The organism is Shewanella hafniensis (assembly GCF_019655335.1).
GTDB classification, from domain to species: domain Bacteria; phylum Pseudomonadota; class Gammaproteobacteria; order Enterobacterales; family Shewanellaceae; genus Shewanella; species Shewanella hafniensis.
Window position 1 is genome coordinate 1 of the sequence record NZ_BPFD01000063.1, and the last position, 22,312, is coordinate 22,312.

Consider the following 22,312-nt stretch of genomic DNA (forward strand, 5'->3'; position numbering starts at 1 on the left):
CATAGAGAAAAGTACTTTAGGCATATATAGAATCAAGTTAAGTACAGGTGAACGAGAGTTAATGTACCGAAATGATATAGTTGATGCTCAACCATTTATAAATGTATATACATCTGAAACAGGTAAACGTATAAAAGAAGTGGTAGGGGCCATTATTCATAATGGAAGACCTGAAGTTATATTTTTTGATGAAAATTCAGAACTAGCCAAAGAGTATCGCGGGCTACAACGAGCATTTCCAAATGATTATTTACATATTACCTCTAAGACAGCTGATAACAAAAGCTGGGTGATTGAAAGTTACTCCGATGTTAATCCAGGTAAATTTTATCTTTACGATAGAGAGACTAAAAAAGTGTCTTTCCTCACAGCCTCTCGCCCTTGGATAGATGAGCAAAAAATGTCTCATAAAACTCCGATAAATTTTGTTACTCGTGATGGCTTAACAATTCATGGTTATTTAACCATACCACTGGGTGCCAAAGCTGAAAATTTGCCTTTAATTATCCATCCACATGGTGGCCCACATGGTCCTCGTGACTATTGGTTTTTTGATGATGAAGTACAGGTATATGCGAGTGCAGGATACAGTGTACTTCAGGTAAATTTTCGAGGTTCTGGCGGATATGGACGTGAGTTTGAAGATAGTGGTTATGGACAATGGGGTGGTGCAATGCAAGATGACCTGACCGATGCAACACTATGGGCAATTAAAGAAGGCTTCGCTAATAAGGATAAAATTTGTATCTCCGGATCAAGTTACGGCGGATATGCCGCTCTCATGGGTGTGGTTAAAGAACCCGAGCTTTATAAGTGCGCAATTGGATATGTTGGGGTATACGATCTACCACTCATGTTCAATAAAGGCAATGTTGCTGAACGATTGGGTTGGGGTAAACGCTATATGGAACAAGCTTTTGGTGGTTCAGAAGAAACAATGAAAAAACATTCTCCCGCCTATAATGCAAGCAAAATTAAAGCCGGAGTATTCATTGTGCATGGCGGCCGTGATGAGCAGGCACATTATGAAAACGCTCATGTGATGCGAGATGCCCTAGTAAAAACAGGAAATGAACCGAAATGGTTATGGAAAAAAACAGAAGGGCATGGATTCTATAACGAAGAAAACCGCAAAGAATTATACACTGAGATGCTTGACTTTCTAAAAAAATACTTAAACTAAAAATATGTTAGCAAGTTTACGCAAACTAACTCGACATATTGAAATCATTTAAAGTATTAAAAATTAACATGCAAAAATAGATAGTACGGTAGGATTGGCAAATTCATATGTAACGACTAAAGTTAACCGTGGGTTTGCCGATAAAGGGATCCAGCTTACAATCGAGGTTAGTTATGTCAATTTCACTGAATACCCAAGCTATCGCACCTAATCTAGAAAATGGTGCAATTGGCGTTAAGGTTGCTCAGTTAGCCAAAGAGCAGCAAAAAGCCGAAGGTCAAATCGCGGTAGATTTAATTGCAGCTGCGGCGCCAAAACCTGTAGGTAACGCAGGCCACAACATCAACACTACGGCCTAATTGTTAGCAATACAGCATTTAAAAAAGCGCCTCTGATTATCAAGGCGCTTTTTATTTTCTGTAACGGAAACGTCAGGCGAATTTAAGAAAAAGCGTTGCCATTCACATGCATAATCGTAAATGTCCACACCACGAACGCTAGCGGGATATGCACTAAGGCATAGAAAAACTGATCGAGTCGCCCCATTCCTTTTGCTAACCAAATCAAATACAAGTGCAATCCAATCACCAAAGGGAACAAGGCTAACAGCGGATACAGAGCGACAGGGCTGGCATCGGAAAACAGGCTATGACTGAATAAAGCCCAAGCCACCATGACAGCGGTCGTAAGCGGCGGTGTTGCAATGCGATATTGCTCTGGATAGGGAAACATCCTACAACCTCTTGAGTCTCAATCGATAAACTTACGTTTTAGGTTTTCGTGCAATCAACTGTGCTTTATAACTGCTATGTGTGGACTGCGGATCACTTAATCGACCTTCAAAGTAATGTAAAGGTTGCCAGTTAGCAAATGCTGATTTGAGTTCATTTTCAGTCAGCAAGAAATTGGGGTTACGCGGCCGCCCACTCTCAGCCTGTTGTATGGTAAAGGTTTCATAGACGATAAGGCCTGTAGCCTTAACCGCATTGGCAATTTGCGGCAATAATGGCCGATGCAGATAATTGAATACTAACACTATGTCGTACTCTTCAATCGGTAGCGATGGCGCAGCCTCGGCTTCTAAATCCCATTGATATTTGCGGGCGTTCACATACTCAATGTGCGACATGGCAGACAAATCCCTGTCGATAAACGTCACTTCTGCACCTTGCGCTAGAAACCACAAACCATTACGTCCAGAGCCGCAGGCAAGATCGAGTACTTTAAGTCCATCAAAGCGAGAAACAGGCCAAGTAAACTCAGTGATTAAGGCTGCGGGAGTCACGATTGGCGCATGGATTACAGACATTGGAATTAACCCTTAATTTCTTTTTTCGAGTCGATTTGCCGACGATGCACAATAGAATAATGCCTGAGCCCTGCTGGACCATGGGACACAATCACGGACAAAAAGAGGATCGCGATTAACAGCTCAGGCTTGAAATTAGCCAAAGGGACAAACAAACCAAGTAAGCCTACTTTCACTAAGGTTAACACACCCTTAAGCTGAATTAACCAACGCCAATCACGCACAATTTCCCACAACATTAATATGCAGCCCGTCGTCATAGCGAGATACCAATAATTCAGCCATTGCGTTTTATCTACGCTTAATAAAATGCCACCACCGACACCGACGATCCCTAAAATATGCAATGCCCTTAAACTGGTTTTACTCAAACGTTGAACCCAAAAACGTTTTTCTGATATGCCTTGTTTGCGCATTACATCCCCTTAATAATCAACTGCGTAACATCTGGTTAAACTAATAATGCAACTCTATACAATAATGGCTGAATAATTAACATTATTTATAGAATACTCAAAAATAATTAAGTGACATACTCAAAGTGCTAAGTCACATTATAATATCTATTAAATACAGATAGATAAATCACATCACAAAACCAATAATTAATATCATTTTTATTTTGAAAAGTTAAAACCAATCCATTCAACATGTTAACCCGCGCAAGTTATACCGTATTCAATCGGTGATTAGCCTCACCTTCATTAATATTTCCCGCTCTATTGCACATTTTAAATATGTTATTTCTGCTGTAACAAAGGTTATGTGACTTGGGCACACATATACCTCTTTAGATAGTGATAAATTTGCAACTGGAGAATGCTCTAACAGTGCGTGAATTACGTAAAAAATAAATATCACGCCACGATGAATAACCCTTATTAAGTAGATGAATGTACGGCGGAGGAACTATCATGTTCACAAGAAAGATTCAAAAAACAGCACTAGCCATGCTGATCTCTGGCGCAATGGCAGGAACTGCCTATGCTGCACCAGAAGTGCTAGCCGATTTTCACGGTGAAATGGGTAGCTGCGACAGCTGCCACGTCTCAGACAAAGGTGGCGTCAGCGATGACAACCTTAGCCATGAAAATGCCCAATGCGTTAGCTGCCACGGCGATTTAAAAGAACTGGCCGCCGCCGCACCTAAAGACAAAGTCTCACCCCATAAATCTCACTTGATTGGCGAAATTGCTTGTACAAGCTGCCATAAAGGCCATGAGAAATCAGTCGCTTATTGCGATGCTTGCCACAGCTTCGGCTTCGATATGCCTTACGGCGGTAAATGGGAACGTAAGTTTGTTCCTGTTGATGCAGACAAAGCGGCACAGGATAAAGCCATTGCTGCTGGCGTAAAAGAAACCACTGATGTGGTTGTTATCGGTTCAGGTGGTGCAGGCCTTGCTGCTGCCGTCTCTGCCCGTGATGCTGGCACGAAAGTGATTCTGCTCGAAAAAGAACCTGTCCCAGGTGGTAACACTAAGTTGGCCGCTGGCGGAATGAACGCTGCCGAAACTAAGGCGCAAACTAAGTTAGGTATTGAAGATAAGAAACAAATCATGATCGACGACACCATGAAAGGTGGCCGTAACATTAACGATCCTGAATTAGTGAAAGTGCTTGCAAATAACTCATCTGACTCTATCGATTGGTTAACCTCTATGGGTGCCGACATGACTGACGTGGGCCGTATGGGTGGTGCAAGTGTTAACCGTAGTCACCGCCCAACCGGTGGCGCTGGTGTAGGTGCACACGTAGCGCAAGTACTATGGGACAACGCAGTAAAACGTGGTACTGACATCCGCTTAAACAGCCGTGTTGTCCGTATTCTTGAAGATGCGAAAGGCAATGTGACTGGCGTACTCGTTAAAGGCGAATACACTGGTTATTACATTATTAAAGCCGATGCTGTGGTTATTGCTGCCGGTGGTTTTGCGAAAAACAACGACCGCGTAGCTAAGTACGATCCTAAGTTAAAAGGCTTTAAAGCCACTAACCACCCAGGTGCAACCGGTGACGGCTTAGACGTGGCACTGCAAGCAGGCGCAGCAACTCGCGATTTAGAGTTCATTCAAGCTCACCCAACATACTCACCAGCGGGTGGCGTAATGATCACCGAAGCGGTACGTGGTAACGGTGCTATCGTGGTTAACCGTGAAGGTAACCGCTTTATGAACGAAATCACTACCCGTGATAAAGCGTCTGCCGCGATTCTGCAACAAAAAGGCGAAAGCGCTTATTTGGTATTCGATGACTCAATCCGTAAGAGCTTAAAAGCGATTGAAGGTTATGTGCATCTGAACATTGTTAAAGAAGGCAAAACCGTCGAAGAGTTAGCAAAACAAATCGATGTGCCTGCCGCTGAACTGGCGAAAACCATCACGGCATACAACGGCTTCGTGAAATCAGGTAAAGATGCGCAATTTGAACGTCCAAACCTACCACGCGAATTAGCAGTAGCGCCTTTCTACGCATTAGAAATCGCACCTGCTGTTCACCACACTATGGGTGGTGTTGTGATTGATACTAAAGCCGAAGTGAAGAGCGAAAAAACCGGTAAACCAATCCAAGGCTTATATGCTGCAGGTGAAGTGACTGGCGGGGTTCACGGTGCTAACCGTCTTGGCGGTAACGCAGTATCAGACATTGTGACCTACGGCCGTATCGCCGGTGCTGAAGCGGCTAAATTCGCTAAAGATCACTAGTCACAAACCGTATAAGGGTTAACGGACTAACCCTTGACTCTCAAAGCACGGTTTTAAATATGAGAGCCCTAGCTTGAATAACTCAAGCACTGCTAGTCAATCCATAAGCGAGCCATCAGGGCTCGCTTTTTTTATCAAGCGTTTTAGCTAATTGATGACAAAGCTCACTCTTTTAATAGTCAATTTTCTAAGGCTAAGGACAAAAAGCCCTAACTCACTTACACTCTTTGGCTGATAACTACATCACAATCCGTTAGGTGACTGAAATGAGAATTGGATTCTTTAGCGCAAAACATTACGACATGCAGCATTTTAACCGCACAAATGCCGCGTTTGGTGCACAAATTGAGTATTTCGATTATCGCCTCTGCATGCAAACGGTGAAACTTGCTGAAGGGTTTGAAATCGTCTGCGCCTTCGTTAACGATTCACTCTGCGAAGAAGTCCTCGTTGAACTCGCCAATGGCGGTACAAAAATCATCGCCATGCGCTGCGCAGGTTTTAACAATGTCGACTTAGTCGCCGCTAAACGCTTAGGCATGCAAGTCGTTAACGTACCTGCTTATTCTCCTGAATCCGTGGCCGAACACACAGTCGCGCTGATGTTGACGCTAAACCGCAAAATCCACAAAGCTTACCAACGTACCCGCGATGCCAACTTCTCCCTCGAAGGTTTAGTCGGTTTTAACATGTTCGGCAAAACCGTCGGCGTGATTGGTACGGGTAAAATCGGCGTGGCCACCATTAAAGTCTTGCTCGGTTTTGGCTGTAAAGTCATCGCCTACGATCCCTTTATCAATCCAGCGGTTGTCGCGCTGAATGTGGAATATCAAGATCTCGATTTTATTTATGCCAACAGCGATATCATCAGTTTGCATTGCCCGCTCACGGCCGATAACCGCCATTTGCTCAACCAAGCCAGCTTCGCCAAGATGAAACCCGGTGTCATGGTGATCAACACCAGTCGCGGTGGCTTACTCAATGCCTTCGATGCGATGGAAGCCTTAAAACTCGGCCAAATCGGTTCACTCGGTCTCGATGTGTATGAAAACGAGAAGGGCTTATTCTTTGAAGATAAATCGAATGAGATCATTCAAGACGATGTATTCCGTCGATTATCTGCCTGCCATAACGTAATTTTTACTGGTCACCAAGCCTTCCTCACAGAAGAAGCCTTAGGCGCCATCGCCCAAACAACCTTGAGCAATGTAAAAGCGCTATGCGCAGGGGAACTCTCAGGTAACGAATTGTTTTAACTGACAGATAATATCCTGACTGCTACAGTGAGGCTTCAACGTTTGAAGCCTCACAGAGAGAACCTCAATATGCTAGTCACTCAGGAAACTCAGGATATCTCCACGCCTTCAGGGCTAATGCGCACTTATATCTACCGCCCAGAAGCACAGGGGCAATTCCCAAGCATCATCTTTTATTCCGAAATTTTTCAGCAAACGGCACCTATTGCACGCGCTGCGACAATTCTTGCTGGCCACGGTTTTGTGGTATTTGTGCCGGAAGTATTCCATGAACTCAATCCTTTAGGCACAGTGCTCGCCTACGATGAACTGGGTAAAGACAAAGGTAACGCCGATAAATTTGCAAAACCTTTAGAGCACCACGACAGCGATACCCAAGCATTAGTCGATTTTGCCCATCAACAAGCTTACTGCAATGGCAAAGTGGGCAGCATGGGCGTGTGTATCGGCGGCCACTTAGCCTACCGCGCCGCACTTAATCCCGCTATTTTAGGTGCATTTTGCCTCTATCCGACTGACATTCATTCCAACACCCTGCCCTGCGCCTACGGCAATGACTCACTGAGCCGCAGCGGTGATATTCAAGGGGAATTAGTGTTAGTGTTCGGCAAGCAAGATCCCCATGTATCAGCTGAAGGTCGAGTGTTAATCCACCAGCAATTAATGGCGCTGAACCGTAATTTCACTTGGCTTGAAGTTAACGCCCAACACGCCTTTATGCGTGATGAAGGCGAACGCTACGATCCCGCTTTAGCGCTGCAAATGTACCTGCAAGCGGTAGCGTTTTTTCACAGGGTGCTGCGCTAGTTGATAAATCAAACATATAAGATATTACATACTTAAGGAAAGAGTAGAAAAATGAAACCCTATAAAAATTTATCCTCAAAAAACTTAGCGTTACTATTAATGATTATCCGAGTAACAACCGTTGTTTCGTTGTTAGCCGTCGCGCTTTCATTAATTGGCCTCGCGAGTCAGTTTTGGATGACACGTGGATTTGGTCTGAACTTTTGGTCGACTGTGGGCATAGCGACTCTTATCCCCTCTCTGCAAGTACTTTTTGGCTCAGGTATCATAGCGGCTATCATTGCATTTGAAGAATCCTACCGCCAAAAGTCAGAAGCCTTTATCGCATCATTAAAATAGCATTTAGTGGTTGTCTAGAATGCAGCTAACAACATACGTTTAGAATTGTTCAAATCAAATGAATCACTAATAACCTTAACAAACATTATGGTTTTAGTGATTCATCATCTTTTTATTTAATGAAACTAAGCACCTAGTAAAGGTAGATGTTTGATACTTTTGTATTTCAACGATAATTCAATACATTGAGAAATTGCGGTTATTGGCAAGGGATCATGGATACTTAACACTATGGCTCGATTCCCTTCAAACTGCAGCGCATGGGAATGTAGCTCTCGAAATGTATCAACCAGCTTAGTTTTACAATTAAAGAATAGGCAGTATTGTTCGGGATATTTAGGCTTCCAGTCAAATCTTACTGTACTGCCATTTTTAACTGAATAACTCGGCTCGCCCCATTTTAAACTCTCTTCCACCGCGCCTAAATCCTGCGCTGCGGCAATTGTAAAAATCAAGGTTCGGATCCGTAATAGCAAGGGTGTTATATGCTCAGGATAGCGTTCAAACTTGTTCTGCACTTGCGCTTGCATGCTCTTATCCTCCCATTTACACCATGCCAAATCATCATATCTGTAAAACAAAAAAACACGCTGCGGGCCCACATGGTTGAACTTCCAAACCTTTAGTGAGCGGCGATTATATCAGCACTTTATTATAAACCGCGCATTAGGGGTGTGACACAGTGTCGCAGGTCGTTGAGTTTTTATTGAGATACCCGCTTAATCCTTTATAAAACATATCATTATTTAGACAAACCTTTCATAGGCTTATTATGACCCGCTCCGCAGTAATGACTTCAATGGCAATAACCCTAGCCAGCATGGCCACTTTTTCAGGGATAGCAGCCGAAGCCGAAACTGAAGCAATGTTGCCAGCATCTGCAATTAAACCTCAAGTATCAACTCCCACTACCATCGAAAGAATAGCCATTACAGGGAGCCGAATTCAAAGGGAAGAGATGGCCTCCACCGCGCCTATGACCGTTTTTACCGCGCAAGATATCGAGAAAACCGGTGCCACCTCAGTTGAGATATTACTGCAAAGAATGACAGCCTCTGCGGGGTTTGCGGGTAATCAAACGAATGCCTATTGGACTGAAGGAGGCTATGGTTCAACCCAAGTTAACCTGCGCGGATTAGGGGTGAATCGCACACTCGTACTGCTCAATGGTCGACGTATGCTGAACAGTGGCACTGGGGCAAACTCCTCAGTTGATCTTAATACTATTCCCATTAGCGTGGTTGAACGAATCGAGGTATTAAAAGATGGTGCATCCGCCATTTATGGTGCCGACGCGGTTGCAGGCGTGGTCAATATTATCACTCGGCAACAAATCGATGGAGTTGAGTTTCAAGCGCGAACGGGCATAACCGAGCAAAACGATGGTGAACAGTACAAGCTCGACCTTGCCCTCGGTCATATCGGTGAGCGTGGCAGTGGATATATGGCGATGAGTTACGATAAAACCCAAGCCATCGATATGCTGAGTCGCGCACCTTGTCCGCTTGAGGAAGTGAATGGTGATCTAGTGTGTGGCGGTAGCTCGGCGCTGCCGGGAGGCAGAGGCCATTTCATTGATACCAATGGTAATCCAATAGGCGATCCGTTAATGCTTTTACCAACAGGAAGCGCCCCTTACACAAACAGCCATAAAGACAATACTTATCAGTATTTTAATGCGGTTCAACCTAACGAGCGAGTCAATCTTTTTGCCTACGGTGAATATGACTTAACGGCAAGCAGCCAAGTGTTTGCTGAAGCTATGTACACTCACCGTCGCTCACAATTACCCGCTACCCCGCAATCGGTGTCTGGAATAGTCATTCCTGCTTGGCATGAGTCAAACCCGACCGATGCAGACTTTCTGCTCCAGAGCCGTAGACTGGCAGAAGCTCCCCGACAATTTAATATTCAAGCGGATACTTGGCGCTTAGTGACAGGTTTTAGAGGGGATTTAGACAACGGTTGGCAATGGGATGCTGCGGTTAACTTCGGCAGTAACCGTGGTTCCTATGAAGTGACCAATGTCATTAATAAGGCTCGTCTTGCCGAGGCGACAGACTATAGCAGTTGTCATCTTGCTCCCAATGTCCCCTGCGCAGACTTTTGGGGAGTTGGCTCACTCACACCTGAAATGTTGGACTATTTCCTGTTTAACATGCGAGATAGCGGCGGCAATGAGCAGTTTAGTCTCACGACGAATATCACAGGCGATCTATGGCAGTTACCCGCGGGCATGATGAGTTTTGCTGCAGGACTAGAGCACAGAAACGAGAAAGGATGGAATGACCCCGACCCACTTAAAATCAGTGGTGAAGCAAACACTGCCCAGCAAGATCCGATTGATGGTCGTTACACTGCCGACGAAATCTATCTTGAAACCTTGTTACCAATATTAAGCGACCTCCCCTTTGCCAAGTCAGTCGAATTAACTGCGGCGTTGCGATATTCCTATTTTGATACCTTCGGTGGCGATACCAATTATAAAATGGGGCTGCTGTGGGTCGTCAATGACGCAGTGACGCTGCGAGCCACCCAATCTACGGCATTCAGAGTACCGAATATTCCTGAGTTGTTTGGCGGCATAGATCAAGGCTCCATGAATACCACGGATCCTTGTAGCGAGTGGGCTAAGCTCGACCCTAGCTCGAATCGATACGCTAATTGTATGGCATCAAACGTGCCAACGAATTATAAGCAAGAAGGCACAATATTAACCGACCGTGGTGGCAATGCTGAACTTGAACCAGAAGAAGCCAATACCTTTACTGCGGGTATTGTTTGGGATCTGGGGTTTATTGAAGGGCTCAATATCACGCTCGATTACTACAAAATTGAGATTGATAACGCCATTAACTCAGTCAATGGTTCGAGCAAATTAGCCGCCTGTTACGACAGCAAAGGGATGACACATCCTTTCTGTAGCGACGAACATTTTGTGCGAGACGCAATGACAGGCAACATCACCTACTTACAGACACAACTGGGCAACGCCGCCAACGAAGTGGTTTCAGGTGTTGATATGGCGATGTTTTACCAGAAAGAGATGGGCAGCGTTGTGACTAATACGACTTGGGAGCTGAGCTATTTAGATCAATACGATCTGCAAACCTACGCCGGCGCCCCCGTTGAATCTCGAGCAGGCACCATTGGTTATGATGGTAGCTATACCAAATGGCGCTCAAACCTCTATTTTGATGTCACTAATGACAATTGGCACTTTAGCTACAACATTCAGTATATTGGCGCGGCGGATGATCAATATGCCAATGCCGCAGAGATAGGCGACTCAGTTGATGCGATCACTTACCATAACGCACAGCTTCATTATCAAATGGACAACAATATCGCCTTAACGGCAGGTATCGATAATCTGTTCGACAAGCAAGCGCCATATCATCAAAGCTATACCGACGGTAATACCAACACTATGACGTACGACCTAATGGGACGTCGTTACTATGTCGGGATGAAATGGGCTCTGTAGTGCTTTGAGCTTAAGGGGGCAATCCCCTTAAGCAAGCGGGCTAAATTAGTTCACAAAATAAAAGGTGAGTCATCAACTTGAAGCGGGTTAACACACTTAAACGAGTCTCATCAGCACACTTTCTGCACCGATGGTTGATGCTATTGCTGGTACTGCCGATTGGGATCTGGTCAGTCACCGGCAGCTATTTCGTCTTAATGGATCTTGGGTTTATCCGTGGCGATCATATTAAAGTGCAAGACTCACGGCATATCGATCCCAGCCAGATCCATTACCCAATCGCAGCGGTTTATGAACGTTTCCCCAAGGCTCAAGCAATCACGTTAACCTCAGTTACTGATAGCCTCTACTACCGGATTAAACTGAGCGATAAGTCCATTCTCGTGAATGCAGATTCGGGTAAGTTATTGCCTTCAATAACGGAGAAACAAGCCCGAATAATCGCTTCAAACTATCAGCATCATGGCTCTTTACCCATAGAGGCTAAGCTTGTTAGTGCAACCCTGCTCACCGATATCGCCCCTGCAGAATTAGCGCCGCGATACTTGCCCGTTTGGAGAATGGATTTTAACGATAGCGCTGCTACAAGCCTTTACCTATCAGCGACAACGGGAGAGTTAGTCACGCGCAGACATGACTATTGGCGTTTGTTCGATCTCTTTTGGAAATGGCACATTATGGATTACGACGAAGGTGAAGCCATCGACAATCTTCTACTACTGAGTACGGCTCTAGTCTCTATTGTGGCTGTATTAGCTGGCTTCGTTTTACTTTGGCAGCGCAGAAGGAGGTATCTGAGATGATGCCGAAACTTAAATCTAAACCTAAGCCTCAAAGTAAACGCTTCAAACGCTGGGTCAAAATCGCTCACTATTGGCTCGGTGCCATAGTTAGCATTCAACTGCTACTTTGGCTGGTTACTGGGGTCTATTTCAATTTGACGCCCCATTATGAACTCAAGGGAATGGAGTACCAACAGAGCCATCATCCTGAGCCGCAAAGGCAAGCGTTTGAGCCACAAAAGCTTGTGGATATAACTCCCTTGCTGGCTAAGCATACTCAAGTAGAAAGCCTGACATTAGTGGCGATCGCAGGTAAGCCCGTTTATGTACTCGATGCCAAGGTGCAGCGCTATGCACACCAGTGCCAACAGCAAACCTTGATTGATGCTTATACAGGCAATGTTTTACTTATTGATAAACAAAGCGCGCAACAACTGGCGCTTGAAAGTTACACCGGGCCGGGCAAGATTAGCCAAGTTAAGCAAATCTCAGCCCCCAATAGCGAATGGCCAACCCAGTGCAATTCACTGTGGCAAATACGTATGGATGATGACCTGTCGACGCGGATTTACATCAATGCCATTAATGGTGAATTAGTTGGCCATAAAAATGACCACACAGACATCGCCGACTTGATGTTTAAATTGCACTTTATGGATTACCTCAATCAAGGCAGCTTCAACAATCCCTTTAGCTGGCTGTTTGGCATACTAACCTTGTTGTTATCCCTATCAGGCCTGTATTGGGTTGTTGAGAATCAGGTACTCAAGCGCTATCGATTTAGTATTGGTTAAATGGCTAAATACGGTATTACATTGGCCTATGGAGAATAAAGCCCCTATTGAGGGGCTGGAATAAATTCGCTAATTTTGATACCCAATAACAAATTGGGCTTCAGCTAATCGCCTTATGCTGCAGGGTTTACTTCAGCATCCAGCAAGCGACTTTCGCTATAGGCAACTAATTCTTGATTGCTAACACGGGCAATAAAAATATCATCAAGAAAAAAATCTACATCATCACCGGATTTACGGCCCGCTAATAACTGAGTGCTGCCGTCTTCATAGGCTAAGGTCATAGCGACGGTTTGTTCATCAGGATAGGTAATTTGTGCCTGTGTGAGTTTTACAGGGGCTGACTTTAGCTCATCACTTACATGGGGGTTAAGCTTGAAAATAGCATCGACGGGCATATCTACCACAGCAGGAGATTTATCGGTAATGGGATTTTTACCCGTCCAAAACTCGATAGTATTCACGATAAACAAATCGCCTGTAGCCGCAATGCCATAAATCGGGCTCAATAGAATAAACAGCCCAGCACGACCATAACGGTTATCCACTGCACTTAAATTTCCCTTAGTCACCATTTGGCTTAAACCCATTTGCCCCATACAGGCCGTTAATTGAGTCGTTAATACCGCCGCGATAGTCACAGCTAGAAGTTTAGATTTCATTGAATTATCCCTTAAAAACAAAAGGGCGAAGTCTAAGCAGAGTGAATAACTAAACCGTGCGTTCAAGCACAGTATGAGGTAAAAAAACAGCGTGGCATGTAATAACCCCCCCTGTATTTGTTAGTAAACACTCAGTAAGCAAGCAAACATAATGAGAAGATAATAGGATTAAGAGCCCCAGCAATCACTCACAACAGTTTGATAATCAATGTAGCACTGCGCAGCTAGCCAAACTACTCAGGATCAAACTTCTTCTTGCCTTCGAGTAACGCCTGACGTTCGGCTAAGGGCGTTTGATCGGCCAGCTTTAACACTGCCTTTTGCAGCATTAAGTTATTGGGATAAGTAATGGTATCGCCGTTATCGCGGTGGATTAGCACATGGAATAACGCGATTTCGATAATCACACCGCTAATATCTTCATCCTTATCCACGACTCGAATGCGCTCGCCGATACGATAAGGGAACACGAAAAAGATCAACACGCCTGCGGTTAAGTTACTCAATATCGACCACTGAGCCACTAATGCTACACCCATCACAGCGAAGGCGGATGACACAAATAGCGACACATCCTGATAGCCCAGCCCAAGCGAGACCGCCATCAGTGACAAGGTAATAAAAAACATCACATAGGAAATAAAACGGGTCACTAAACTGGTCCGCGCCACACTCACTTGCTTCATTTGCGCCAGTTTTCTCACCCAATGGGTTAAGGCGCGCTGTAAAAAGAGAAACACTGCAAGATAAATACAGGCAAGCAGGATTTGATTTGTCATAATAGCGGCTCAATTAACTAAAACTGTCTGAATTCTAACTTTTTTGCGCGAGCAGTTATAGCCTGTGCAAGCGAGCCAAACAGCTAAACCGAGTAATAAACCCAATATGGCCGACTCTACCCTCTTACATGAAACCCAAGACGCACTAGGCCCAATCCGCGTAATCGATTACGACGACTCACGGATCCTGTCCTTTGGGGATAACGACGAGCAAAGTAAAATACTCAAGGCTGCGCCCCACATTCCCCAGCACACTTATGTGCAAGCCATGTTGTTGGTTTTGCTGTTTTGTAAGCCCAAGAGCGTCATCGTATTAGGTTTAGGCGGCGGCTCGATTATTCACTCTCTACGTAATTTCGACGCGGCAATAAAGTTAACGGCGGTAGAATTACGCCCCGCGGTGATTGAATTAGCTAAGCGCTATTTTCAACTGCCGATAGGTAAAAAGCTCAATCTTATCAATGATGATGCCATCGCCTTTTTGGCCGCGGGCGATCATAAAAAAGTCGATGTAATTTTTGCCGATATCTACACAGCCAAAGGCGTTGAAACGGGACAGCTTTCGCCTGTATTCCTTGAGCAATGCACTAACCTCATTAAACCCAACGGTTATTTAGTGCTGAACTGCTGGAAAGAACATAGCCAAAATCGCGAGTTGTTAGCCGACTTACAACAACACTTTGCCCATGTGAATGCTTGCCTCACTGGCGGCGGTAATTGGGTGATATTTGCGAGCCAATCGCCACAGCTTTTAGGCACGTCGGCCCTGAAAAGTCAGGCTCAATCTTTGTCGCAACAATTGGGTTTTGCCCTTGAGCGATCACTGACACGCTTTGGGCCTTGGATTTAATATTAATATCAGCAAAATAGCTTAAATTAGTTAACCCTAAGGCTGAGCTTTGATATTCTTCTCACACTCCTATGATATGAGCTGTCACCATGAAAAATAAGCACAAATTTATGTTAAGCGTTATGGCTCTGGCGTGCCTTAACTCTCTCAATGCTAACGCCGAGATTTTTAGTTTTGACACTCGTAGCTCACTGAATTCAGATACATTAGTGCTATTCCAAAGCGCTGATGCTACTACCTATGGGATCGACTATTTACCTCAGTCGACCCAAGACCAATTAAACCTAGCGACGGCAGATAACAGCTTTTCCGGTAAGCAAGGTGAAATCCTTGAGATTTTGGTACCCAGCGAAATCGATGCTAAGCGAGTTTTACTGGTCGGCATTGGCGATGCTAAAACCCTAACGCCCGGCGACATTAATACAATCGGCGGTAATGTTGCAGCCAAACTCGATACGGTTCCCCAAGCCACAGTGCGCGTACTCACTCAAGGTTTAACGGCCGCGCCGTTATTTGCCTCTGAGCTGGCACACGGAATTGAGCTACGCAGTTATCGCTACACTCAGTTCAAGGCGAGTACCCATGCCGAGAAAAACTACCAAATCGCCGTCGATGATTTAAGTGGCAACCAGAAACACCATAAAAACCTGCAAGCGGTTGAAGCAGGCGTGTTTTTAGCACGCGATCTCACCAACGCGCCCGCGGGTATTATGTATCCAGACAGCTTTGCCAATGAGGCGAGAAAACTCAAATCCCTCGGCGTTAAAGTCACAGTATTAGAAGCCAAAGATATCGAACGCCTACAACTAGGTGCCTTGGCGGCAGTGGGTAAAGGCAGCGAACGCCCACCTAAGTTAGTGGTGGCCCATTGGCCGGGCAGCAAAGATGCGCCAATCGCACTGGTCGGTAAAGGTATCACCTTCGACTCTGGCGGTTACAACATTAAGGCGACGGGCACTTCTATCGCACGGATGAAGTCAGACATGGCGGGCGCTGCCACTGTGCTTGGCACCATTAAAGCCATGGCACTCCAAAAGGCGCCAGTCAACGTAGTCGCGATTATGCCGATGGCGGAGAACATGATCTCTGGCCACGCGATGATCCCAGGGGACGTGATTAAAACTGCCCAAGGGCTCACCGTTGAAGTGCTCAATACCGATGCCGAAGGTCGCTTAGTACTGGCCGATGGTCTCTGGTATGCCAGAGAAAACTATAAGCCTTCCATCATAGTGGATGTCGCGACCTTAACGGGTTCTAAAGTCGGCGCACTCGGCAGCGTATATGCGGGATTGTTTACCGACTCTGAGACCTTGGTTCAGCAGTTAACCTATGCGGGACAACAGGTTGGCGAGAAAGTGTGGCGTCTACCCTTAGATCAAGCCTACGATGATGAGCTTAAATCCACTATCGCGGATCTGAAAAACACAGGTAAAGAAGGTAGCGCAGGCGCTTCCTCTGCGGCCATGTTCTTAAAACGCTTTGCGGGCGAACAGCCTTGGGCACATCTCGATATCGCGGGTAATGCCTTAACCGCCACCGATACCGCCGTTGTGCCTGCGGGCGCCACAGGTTACGGCGTGCGCTTGCTCAGCACTTGGTTAACTCAGCCTAAAGCTAAGTAACCTGAGCTCGGGATAAGCAGAGCCGCTGAATAGGCATCTTTTCGGGCCTCTCTGCGTTGCTCTGTCTAACCATAGCTCGCTATGGCGTACGACAGAGCGCCTTGATATGCGCAAAAATCTGCGCATTCAGTCAGGAAATAGATTTTTATTTTCAAACTAATCATTTATAGCATTGATTTAGTTTTGTTAAATTTAGATTTTTCGACACTCGTTATCCCGAGTTCAGGTTAAGTAATCACGGCTAGCTTGCCGAACACCTCGGCATTCGCAACGCGGCCTTGTTTTAATTGAATTTATGCTTAAAGGGATATCATTGATATCCCTTTTTTATGCCTGAAATTTAGCTCAATCTACCCACAAACATGCACTCGCCTAAAACCCAGAGCCAAACCAATTACGCCAAACCCGCAGCAGCTGTGGAAAAACCGATTGAGTCCGACCTAGTCGCCTTAATATTCAATTAAACCGATTAGGATAATAGTTTTTATCCGTTATCTTAATTTTATGCGAGTCGGTAATATGCTTCACATCGACAGGACGCAAGCAAATGTCCTCGTTATGAACTTAAGCAATCATCAACTAAATGGAAGCATAAAATGACTCAATCAATTATCAACAGCACAATCAAACCATTCAAAGCCACTGCGTATCACAATGGTGAGTTCGTTCCAGTAACCGAACAAGACCTGTTAGGTAAATGGTCAGTTGTATTCTTCTACCCTGCTGACTTCACCTTTGTTTGCCCAACTGAATTAGGCGACATGGCTGATTACTACGAGCAGCTGAAAGGCATGGGCGTTGAAGTTTACTCAGTATCAACTGACACTCACTTCACTCACAAAGCGTGGCATGACACGTCAGACACCATCAAGAAGATCAACTTCCCAATGCTGGCTGACCCAACAGGCACTATCAGCCGTAACTTCGGCGTGATGATTGAAGAAGACGGTTTAGCACTGCGTGGTACTTTCGTGATTAACCCAGAAGGCCAAATCAAGGTCAGCGAAGTTCACGATTTAGGCATCGGCCGTAGCGCTCAAGAGCTAGTACGTAAAATTCAAGCAGCTCAATATGTTGCGACTCACGATGGCGAAGTTTGTCCAGCTAAATGGCAACCAGGTGACGACACATTAGCACCGTCTTTAGACCTAGTTGGCAAAATCTAATTTAGCCCAAAGCGTCAACCCCGCCAGTCTAGCGTCCCAAGCTGATTGGCGTTACAGCCAACACAGTTGTAACGCCACGCAGCAAAGGATTAAGCCCGCCCCTGCAAGGGCCTAGACTGGCCCCCTTATCTCTCCCTTATAAGCGATTTTGGAGTCATCACATGTTAGATGCGAATTTAAAAAATCAACTGCAAACCTATCTGCAAAACCTCAAGAGACCAGTTGAACTTGTCGTGTCTGCAGATGAGAGCAAAAAGTCTCAAGAATTAAAAAGCTTAGCGCAAGACATTGTCAGCCTATCTTCTCTGGTGAGCCTGAAAGAAACTCAGGGCGAACGCACCCCGGCGATGACAGTGATAAACCCACAACTTAATACGCAAATCAGCTTTGCTGGTCTGCCTATGGGTCACGAATTTACCTCACTTGTGTTGGCCTTACTGCACACGGGTGGACACCCAATCAAACTCAGCGATGACATTATCGAGCAGATCCGCAATCTGCCGGGCAAATATGCCTTTGAAACTTACGTCTCACTGACCTGCCAAAACTGCCCAGACGTAGTACAGGCACTGAACATGATGGCGGCGATTAACCCGAATATCACCAACGTGATGATCGACGGCGCCCTATTCCAAGACGAAGTGGCGAGCCGTAACATTATGGCCGTGCCTTCTGTCTACTTAAATGGCGAAGTGTTTGCAGCCGGTCGTATCAGCATTGGCGAGATCCTCAATAAACTGGACACCAATACCGCAAGCCGCAATGCCGATGAAATTAATGAAAAAGCCCCATTCGAAGTATTAGTGGTGGGCGGTGGCCCAGCGGGCGCAGCGGCAGCTATTTATGCAGCACGTAAAGGCCTTCGCACAGGTATTGTTGCCGACAAATTTGGCGGCCAAGTCGCTGAAACGGTTGGTATCGAGAACTTTATTTCGGTCAAAGCGACCGAAGGTCCCAAGCTAGTGGCAAACCTTGAAGCCCATGTACGAGACTACGAAGTCGACATCATGGACAACCAAAAGGCAGTGTCGTTATCAACAGATGGCTTGTTCGAGCTTGAACTGGCAAGCGGCGCTAAATTACGTAGCCGTACCGTATTGTTAGCCACAGGTGCACGCTGGCGTGAAATGAACGTCCCCGGCGAGAAAGAATACCGCGGCAAAGGTGTCGCTTACTGCCCACATTGCGATGGCCCGTTATTTAAAGGCAAACGTGTGGCGGTGATTGGCGGCGGTAACTCAGGTATCGAAGCAGCTATCGACCTTGCCAACATAGTAGAACATGTCACTGTGCTGGAGTTTGATAAAACCCTACGCGCCGACGATGTACTGCAACGTAAAGCGGCGTCTATGGGTAACATCAAGATTATTACCCAAGCCATGACCACAGAAGTGACTGGCGATGGCACTCGGGTTAATGGCCTGAACTACACAGACAGAGCAACAGGCGAGAGTCACCATGTCGCACTTGCAGGTATCTTCGTACAGATTGGGCTAGTACCGAATACCGAGTGGCTAAAAGGTGTGGTTGAACTGACGCCACGTGGGGAAATCGTTGTTGATACCCGCGGTCAAACATCCATCCCTGGAGTATTTGCGGCAGGCGATGTCACTGACACGCCGTTCAAGCAAATTATCATTGCCATGGGCAGCGGCGCGAGTGCATCACTGGGCGCATTTGATTACTTAATTCGCCATAGCGATGAAGAAATCGCCGAAACGAAAACCACAGATACGAAAGCGGCCTAATCGTTAAACATTAAACGCATAAGCTAAGAAGCCAGCGCAAGCTGGCTTCTTGTTTTTAAGAGAATTTATTTCGAGTCTTGTGAGTTTATCGAACGCTTTAAACTATGGAATAAACTGGCAAATACGAAGGTTGAAAACAACAAGATTAAGCAAAGTAGTCTCACCCAAGGCACTTGCCCATCAAGTAACCAATTCAAAAAAGCGGAGGAAACCATAAAACTGGCAAGATAGGCATATTGTAATGGTGTCATGCTAGGTACTGCTATCGACTTTTTTCGTTAATAAAATACGCCACCAGCGCATTGGCATGCCCATGACCGAGTTGATGTTCACTCTTAAGCCAAGCCACCATTTCCATATGTTTTTTACCTTCGAGACCTTGCAATAGCGTTAGCCAGTGGGCGATCGGCTGACCATAGGTTTTCTCGATAGAAGGGAAATATGATGCGGGGCCTTTCACTTTCACGCTATCGGCTACTGTCGTTGGGTGAGTTTTTCCTGTCATAACAGATGTCCTTATCTTGATATTTATAGAATTTACGTCAATAAAATCTAGCCTAAAGATAGGGATTCTCAAGCCGAATTTGCATTAAGGTTTCAGGCGTATCGACTGCGTTAAAGCCAAACTGGGCGTAGAGTCCATGGGCATCGCGGGTGGCGAGCATTATCCGCCTTAATCCCTGTAAATCAGGATGTTCCATAATTGATGTCATCATTAACTTACTTAAGCCTAAGCCACGGTGCGACTCAAGTACAAACACATCGGCAAGGTAAGCAAAGGTGGCTTTATCTGTGATTAAGCGGCCAAAGGCCACTTGCTTAGCTTCACTATCAAGCACAGCAAAACACAGGCTATTGGCTAGCGCTTTACGCAACAATGCCTTTGGCATGCCCTGCGCCCAATAGCTGTTACTGATAAAACCATGAATAACCTCAAAATCCATTTCTGCTTGATCACAACTCACACTATATGTCGGCATGACTCAACTCCCTTTTATCACCAATTAAGTGCAGCATTTGGCATTCAATATCTAGGCTATAACCACGTTATTCATTACAGCAACTACATAGCTTCAATCTGCTCAACCATGAGTTGCAGCGAGAAATTACCGCGATACTCATTCACATCAAGCTTATAAACGATACGAGCATGGTGAATGGTCGCATCGGGCCAAGTGTGTAAATCCACATTAAAAGCAATCGCATCGAGCATCACAGTGCCGCACTGAGTTTCGAGCACGAGCTTAAGGTGACGCTCGCCGACGAGGCGTTGCTGCACTATCGTAAAATAGCCATCAAACAGTGGCTCTTCAAAGGCTTGTCCCCAAGGCCCGGCATTGCGCAGTAACTGGGCCATCTCAAGATTCAGTTCCGTGGGAGTGAGTTCACCATCGGACCACAGCTCGCCAGTTAGCAGTTCAGGTTTGAGCAGTTCACGCACCGCATCATCATAGGCTTTGGCAAATGTCGCAAAACTGCCCGCCTTGAGTGATAAGCCCGCCGCCATTGCATGACCGCCAAACTTGATAATCAGCCCTGGGTGGCGCGTGTTGACCAGCTCGAGTAGGTCGCGCATGTGCAAGCCTTTGATCGAACGCGCCGAGCCTTTGATTTCGTTATTGCCCGCATCGGCAAAGGCGATCACGGGTCTATGGTATTTGTCTTTAATGCGCGAGGCCAAAATCCCGATCACGCCTTGATGCCAATCTTCTTGAAATAGCGCGATACCCCAAGGTAACTCGGCTTCGTTAAGCTTTAAGTGCTCTAGGCTTTTTAAGGCTTCCTGCTGCATGCCGACTTCCAGCTCACGACGTTCTTGATTCAATCCGTCAAGCTCTGCCGCCATGCGCCGTGCATACATCATGTCTTCGCAGAGTAAGGTTTCAACCCCAAGTGCCATTTCATCTAGTCGCCCTGCGGCATTAAGCCTTGGGCCCACGGCAAAACCAAAGTCAGATGCGACAATGCGCGCCGGATTTCGCTTCGCCACTTCAAGCAGCGCGGTAATCCCCACACGGCAGCGGCCCGCTCGCACACGCTGTAAACCCGCTTCGACTAAAATGCGATTATTGGCATCCAGCGATACCACATCGGCAACCGTGCCGAGGGCGACGATATCAAGCAGCGTGCCAAGATTGGGCTCAGCAATAGCGCGAGTTTGATACCAGTTTCGCGTTCGCAGTTCTGCCCTTAATGCCGTCATCAAATAAAAGGCAACACCGACACCGGCAATCGATTTACTGGCAAAGGGGCAACCCGGTTGATTCGGATTCACTATCGCATCGGCATTAGGCAACTCATGGCCGGGTAAATGATGGTCGGTAATCACCACTTGCATACCAAAGGCTTTGGCCGCAGCAACGCCATCAATCGATGAAATACCGTTATCGACAGTGATCAGCATTTCAGCCTGTTTAGACGCCGCAACCGCAACAATTTCAGGGCTTAAACCGTAGCCGTAATCGAAGCGATTGGGGATCAAATAATCCACTTTCACCGCGCCCATCATCCGTAGCGCCAGCATACATACGCTGGTTGAGGTCGCGCCATCGGCATCAAAATCACCAACGATCAGAATCGACTTATTCGCCTGCATGGCATCGGCAATTAGCGCCGCAGCTTCGGGTAAGCCTTTCATGGTTTCAGGTCTTAATAGACCCTTAAGGACAAGTTCACATTCGTGGCTGAGCGCACCGCGGCGAGCGTAAAGCTGCTTCAATAGCGGCGAAAGATGAGCAGGTAAATGGCTATCATCAACGGTTGGGCGACGGACTATCTTATGGATCAAGGGACTCAAACTCTCATGAAATCGTGGCGATAAGA

General features: G+C 46.1%; 22 protein-coding genes. 13 read left to right on the top strand and 9 right to left on the bottom strand.

Features of this window, described 5'->3' with window-relative positions:
* Together K5Q99_RS16285 and K5Q99_RS16290 are read left to right on the top strand one after the other, a co-directional pair.
* The coding region (locus K5Q99_RS16285) for an alpha/beta hydrolase family protein (protein WP_220777440.1) at positions 1 to 1,183 on the top strand (1,183 nt) is incomplete at its 5' end.
* Between the two features lie 173 nt (positions 1,184 to 1,356).
* Entirely contained in the window at positions 1,357 to 1,542 is a 186-nt protein-coding gene (locus K5Q99_RS16290; RefSeq protein ID WP_106651481.1) for a cytoplasmic protein, read from the top strand.
* Positions 1,543 to 1,624: 82 nt separating this feature from the next.
* On the opposite strand, the gene K5Q99_RS16295 is transcribed toward K5Q99_RS16290, so the two are convergent.
* Genes K5Q99_RS16295 through K5Q99_RS16305 form a run of 3 tightly spaced genes read right to left on the bottom strand, consistent with a single transcriptional unit; the run spans position 1,625 to position 2,908 of the window.
* Complete coding sequence (locus K5Q99_RS16295; protein WP_006083993.1) at positions 1,625 to 1,915, bottom strand: hypothetical protein; 291 nt, start codon at positions 1,913 to 1,915, stop codon at positions 1,625 to 1,627.
* Between the two features lie 31 nt (positions 1,916 to 1,946).
* Positions 1,947 to 2,492, bottom strand: coding sequence for a methyltransferase (locus K5Q99_RS16300; RefSeq protein ID WP_220777441.1), 546 nt, complete (start codon positions 2,490 to 2,492; stop codon positions 1,947 to 1,949).
* Positions 2,493 to 2,497: 5 nt separating this feature from the next.
* Positions 2,498 to 2,908: a hypothetical protein gene (locus K5Q99_RS16305; RefSeq protein WP_106651484.1), complete on the bottom strand. Its 411-nt coding sequence runs from the start codon at positions 2,906 to 2,908 to the stop codon at positions 2,498 to 2,500.
* A 498-nt stretch (positions 2,909 to 3,406) separates the two neighbouring features.
* On the opposite strand from K5Q99_RS16305, the gene fccA reads away from it, so the two are divergent.
* From fccA to K5Q99_RS16325, 4 genes are all read left to right on the top strand, one after another.
* Positions 3,407 to 5,197, top strand: a complete 1,791-nt coding sequence (gene fccA, locus K5Q99_RS16310) for a fumarate reductase flavoprotein subunit FccA (protein ID WP_220777442.1) — start codon at positions 3,407 to 3,409, stop codon at positions 5,195 to 5,197.
* 266 nt (positions 5,198 to 5,463) lie between these two features.
* Complete coding sequence (locus tag K5Q99_RS16315) at positions 5,464 to 6,453, top strand: 2-hydroxyacid dehydrogenase (RefSeq protein ID WP_106651486.1); 990 nt, start codon at positions 5,464 to 5,466, stop codon at positions 6,451 to 6,453.
* Positions 6,454 to 6,522: 69 nt separating this feature from the next.
* Positions 6,523 to 7,260, top strand: a complete 738-nt coding sequence (locus tag K5Q99_RS16320) for a dienelactone hydrolase family protein (protein WP_220777443.1) — start codon at positions 6,523 to 6,525, stop codon at positions 7,258 to 7,260.
* Between the two features lie 51 nt (positions 7,261 to 7,311).
* Entirely contained in the window at positions 7,312 to 7,599 is a 288-nt protein-coding gene (locus tag K5Q99_RS16325) for a hypothetical protein (RefSeq protein WP_106651488.1), read from the top strand.
* Between the two features lie 125 nt (positions 7,600 to 7,724).
* Here K5Q99_RS16325 and K5Q99_RS16330 read toward each other — a convergent pair whose 3' ends face one another.
* Complete coding sequence (locus tag K5Q99_RS16330; protein WP_220777444.1) at positions 7,725 to 8,129, bottom strand: DUF1801 domain-containing protein; 405 nt, start codon at positions 8,127 to 8,129, stop codon at positions 7,725 to 7,727.
* A gap of 242 nt (positions 8,130 to 8,371) precedes the next feature.
* Between K5Q99_RS16330 and K5Q99_RS16335 the strand changes: the two genes are divergently transcribed.
* The 3 genes from K5Q99_RS16335 to K5Q99_RS16345 all read left to right on the top strand — a co-directional run bounded on the left by K5Q99_RS16335 (position 8,372) and on the right by K5Q99_RS16345 (position 12,662).
* Positions 8,372 to 11,086 carry a TonB-dependent receptor gene (locus tag K5Q99_RS16335; RefSeq protein ID WP_220777445.1) on the top strand — a complete coding sequence of 905 codons (2,715 nt, stop codon included), beginning with the start codon at positions 8,372 to 8,374 and terminating at the stop codon, positions 11,084 to 11,086.
* 137 nt (positions 11,087 to 11,223) lie between these two features.
* Positions 11,224 to 11,889, top strand: coding sequence for a peptidase (locus K5Q99_RS16340; protein WP_220777446.1), 666 nt, complete (start codon positions 11,224 to 11,226; stop codon positions 11,887 to 11,889).
* Complete coding sequence (locus K5Q99_RS16345; RefSeq protein ID WP_220777447.1) at positions 11,886 to 12,662, top strand: PepSY domain-containing protein; 777 nt, start codon at positions 11,886 to 11,888, stop codon at positions 12,660 to 12,662. Before K5Q99_RS16340 ends, K5Q99_RS16345 begins: the two co-directional genes overlap by 4 nt.
* Positions 12,663 to 12,775: 113 nt before the next feature.
* On the opposite strand, the gene K5Q99_RS16350 is transcribed toward K5Q99_RS16345, so the two are convergent.
* Positions 12,776 to 13,324, bottom strand: a complete 549-nt coding sequence (locus tag K5Q99_RS16350; protein WP_106651493.1) for a DUF3332 domain-containing protein — start codon at positions 13,322 to 13,324, stop codon at positions 12,776 to 12,778.
* Between the two features lie 233 nt (positions 13,325 to 13,557).
* Positions 13,558 to 14,103, bottom strand: a complete 546-nt coding sequence (locus tag K5Q99_RS16355) for a mechanosensitive ion channel family protein (protein WP_006080363.1) — start codon at positions 14,101 to 14,103, stop codon at positions 13,558 to 13,560.
* A gap of 106 nt (positions 14,104 to 14,209) precedes the next feature.
* On the opposite strand from K5Q99_RS16355, the gene K5Q99_RS16360 reads away from it, so the two are divergent.
* The 4 genes from K5Q99_RS16360 to ahpF all read left to right on the top strand — a co-directional run bounded on the left by K5Q99_RS16360 (position 14,210) and on the right by ahpF (position 19,489).
* Positions 14,210 to 14,953, top strand: coding sequence for a spermidine synthase (locus K5Q99_RS16360; RefSeq protein WP_220777456.1), 744 nt, complete (start codon positions 14,210 to 14,212; stop codon positions 14,951 to 14,953).
* An 89-nt stretch (positions 14,954 to 15,042) separates the two neighbouring features.
* A complete protein-coding gene (locus K5Q99_RS16365) occupies positions 15,043 to 16,575 on the top strand; it encodes a leucyl aminopeptidase (RefSeq protein ID WP_220777448.1) in 1,533 nt (510 codons plus the stop codon).
* A gap of 596 nt (positions 16,576 to 17,171) precedes the next feature.
* On the top strand, positions 17,172 to 17,741 hold the full coding sequence (ahpC, locus tag K5Q99_RS16370; protein ID WP_006080359.1) for an alkyl hydroperoxide reductase subunit C: 570 nt from the start codon (positions 17,172 to 17,174) through the stop codon (positions 17,739 to 17,741).
* 161 nt (positions 17,742 to 17,902) lie between these two features.
* Positions 17,903 to 19,489 (top strand): alkyl hydroperoxide reductase subunit F, encoded by a 1,587-nt coding sequence (gene ahpF / locus K5Q99_RS16375; RefSeq protein WP_220777449.1) that lies wholly within the window; start codon positions 17,903 to 17,905, stop codon positions 19,487 to 19,489.
* Between the two features lie 262 nt (positions 19,490 to 19,751).
* Here ahpF and K5Q99_RS16380 read toward each other — a convergent pair whose 3' ends face one another.
* The 3 genes from K5Q99_RS16380 to recJ all read right to left on the bottom strand — a co-directional run bounded on the left by K5Q99_RS16380 (position 19,752) and on the right by recJ (position 22,277).
* Positions 19,752 to 19,994 (bottom strand): DUF4287 domain-containing protein, encoded by a 243-nt coding sequence (locus tag K5Q99_RS16380; protein WP_220777450.1) that lies wholly within the window; start codon positions 19,992 to 19,994, stop codon positions 19,752 to 19,754.
* 52 nt (positions 19,995 to 20,046) lie between these two features.
* Entirely contained in the window at positions 20,047 to 20,469 is a 423-nt protein-coding gene (locus K5Q99_RS16385; protein WP_006080355.1) for a GNAT family N-acetyltransferase, read from the bottom strand.
* 83 nt (positions 20,470 to 20,552) lie between these two features.
* Positions 20,553 to 22,277 (bottom strand): single-stranded-DNA-specific exonuclease RecJ, encoded by a 1,725-nt coding sequence (recJ, locus tag K5Q99_RS16390; RefSeq protein WP_220777451.1) that lies wholly within the window; start codon positions 22,275 to 22,277, stop codon positions 20,553 to 20,555.
* Positions 22,278 to 22,312: the final 35 nt, after the last annotated feature.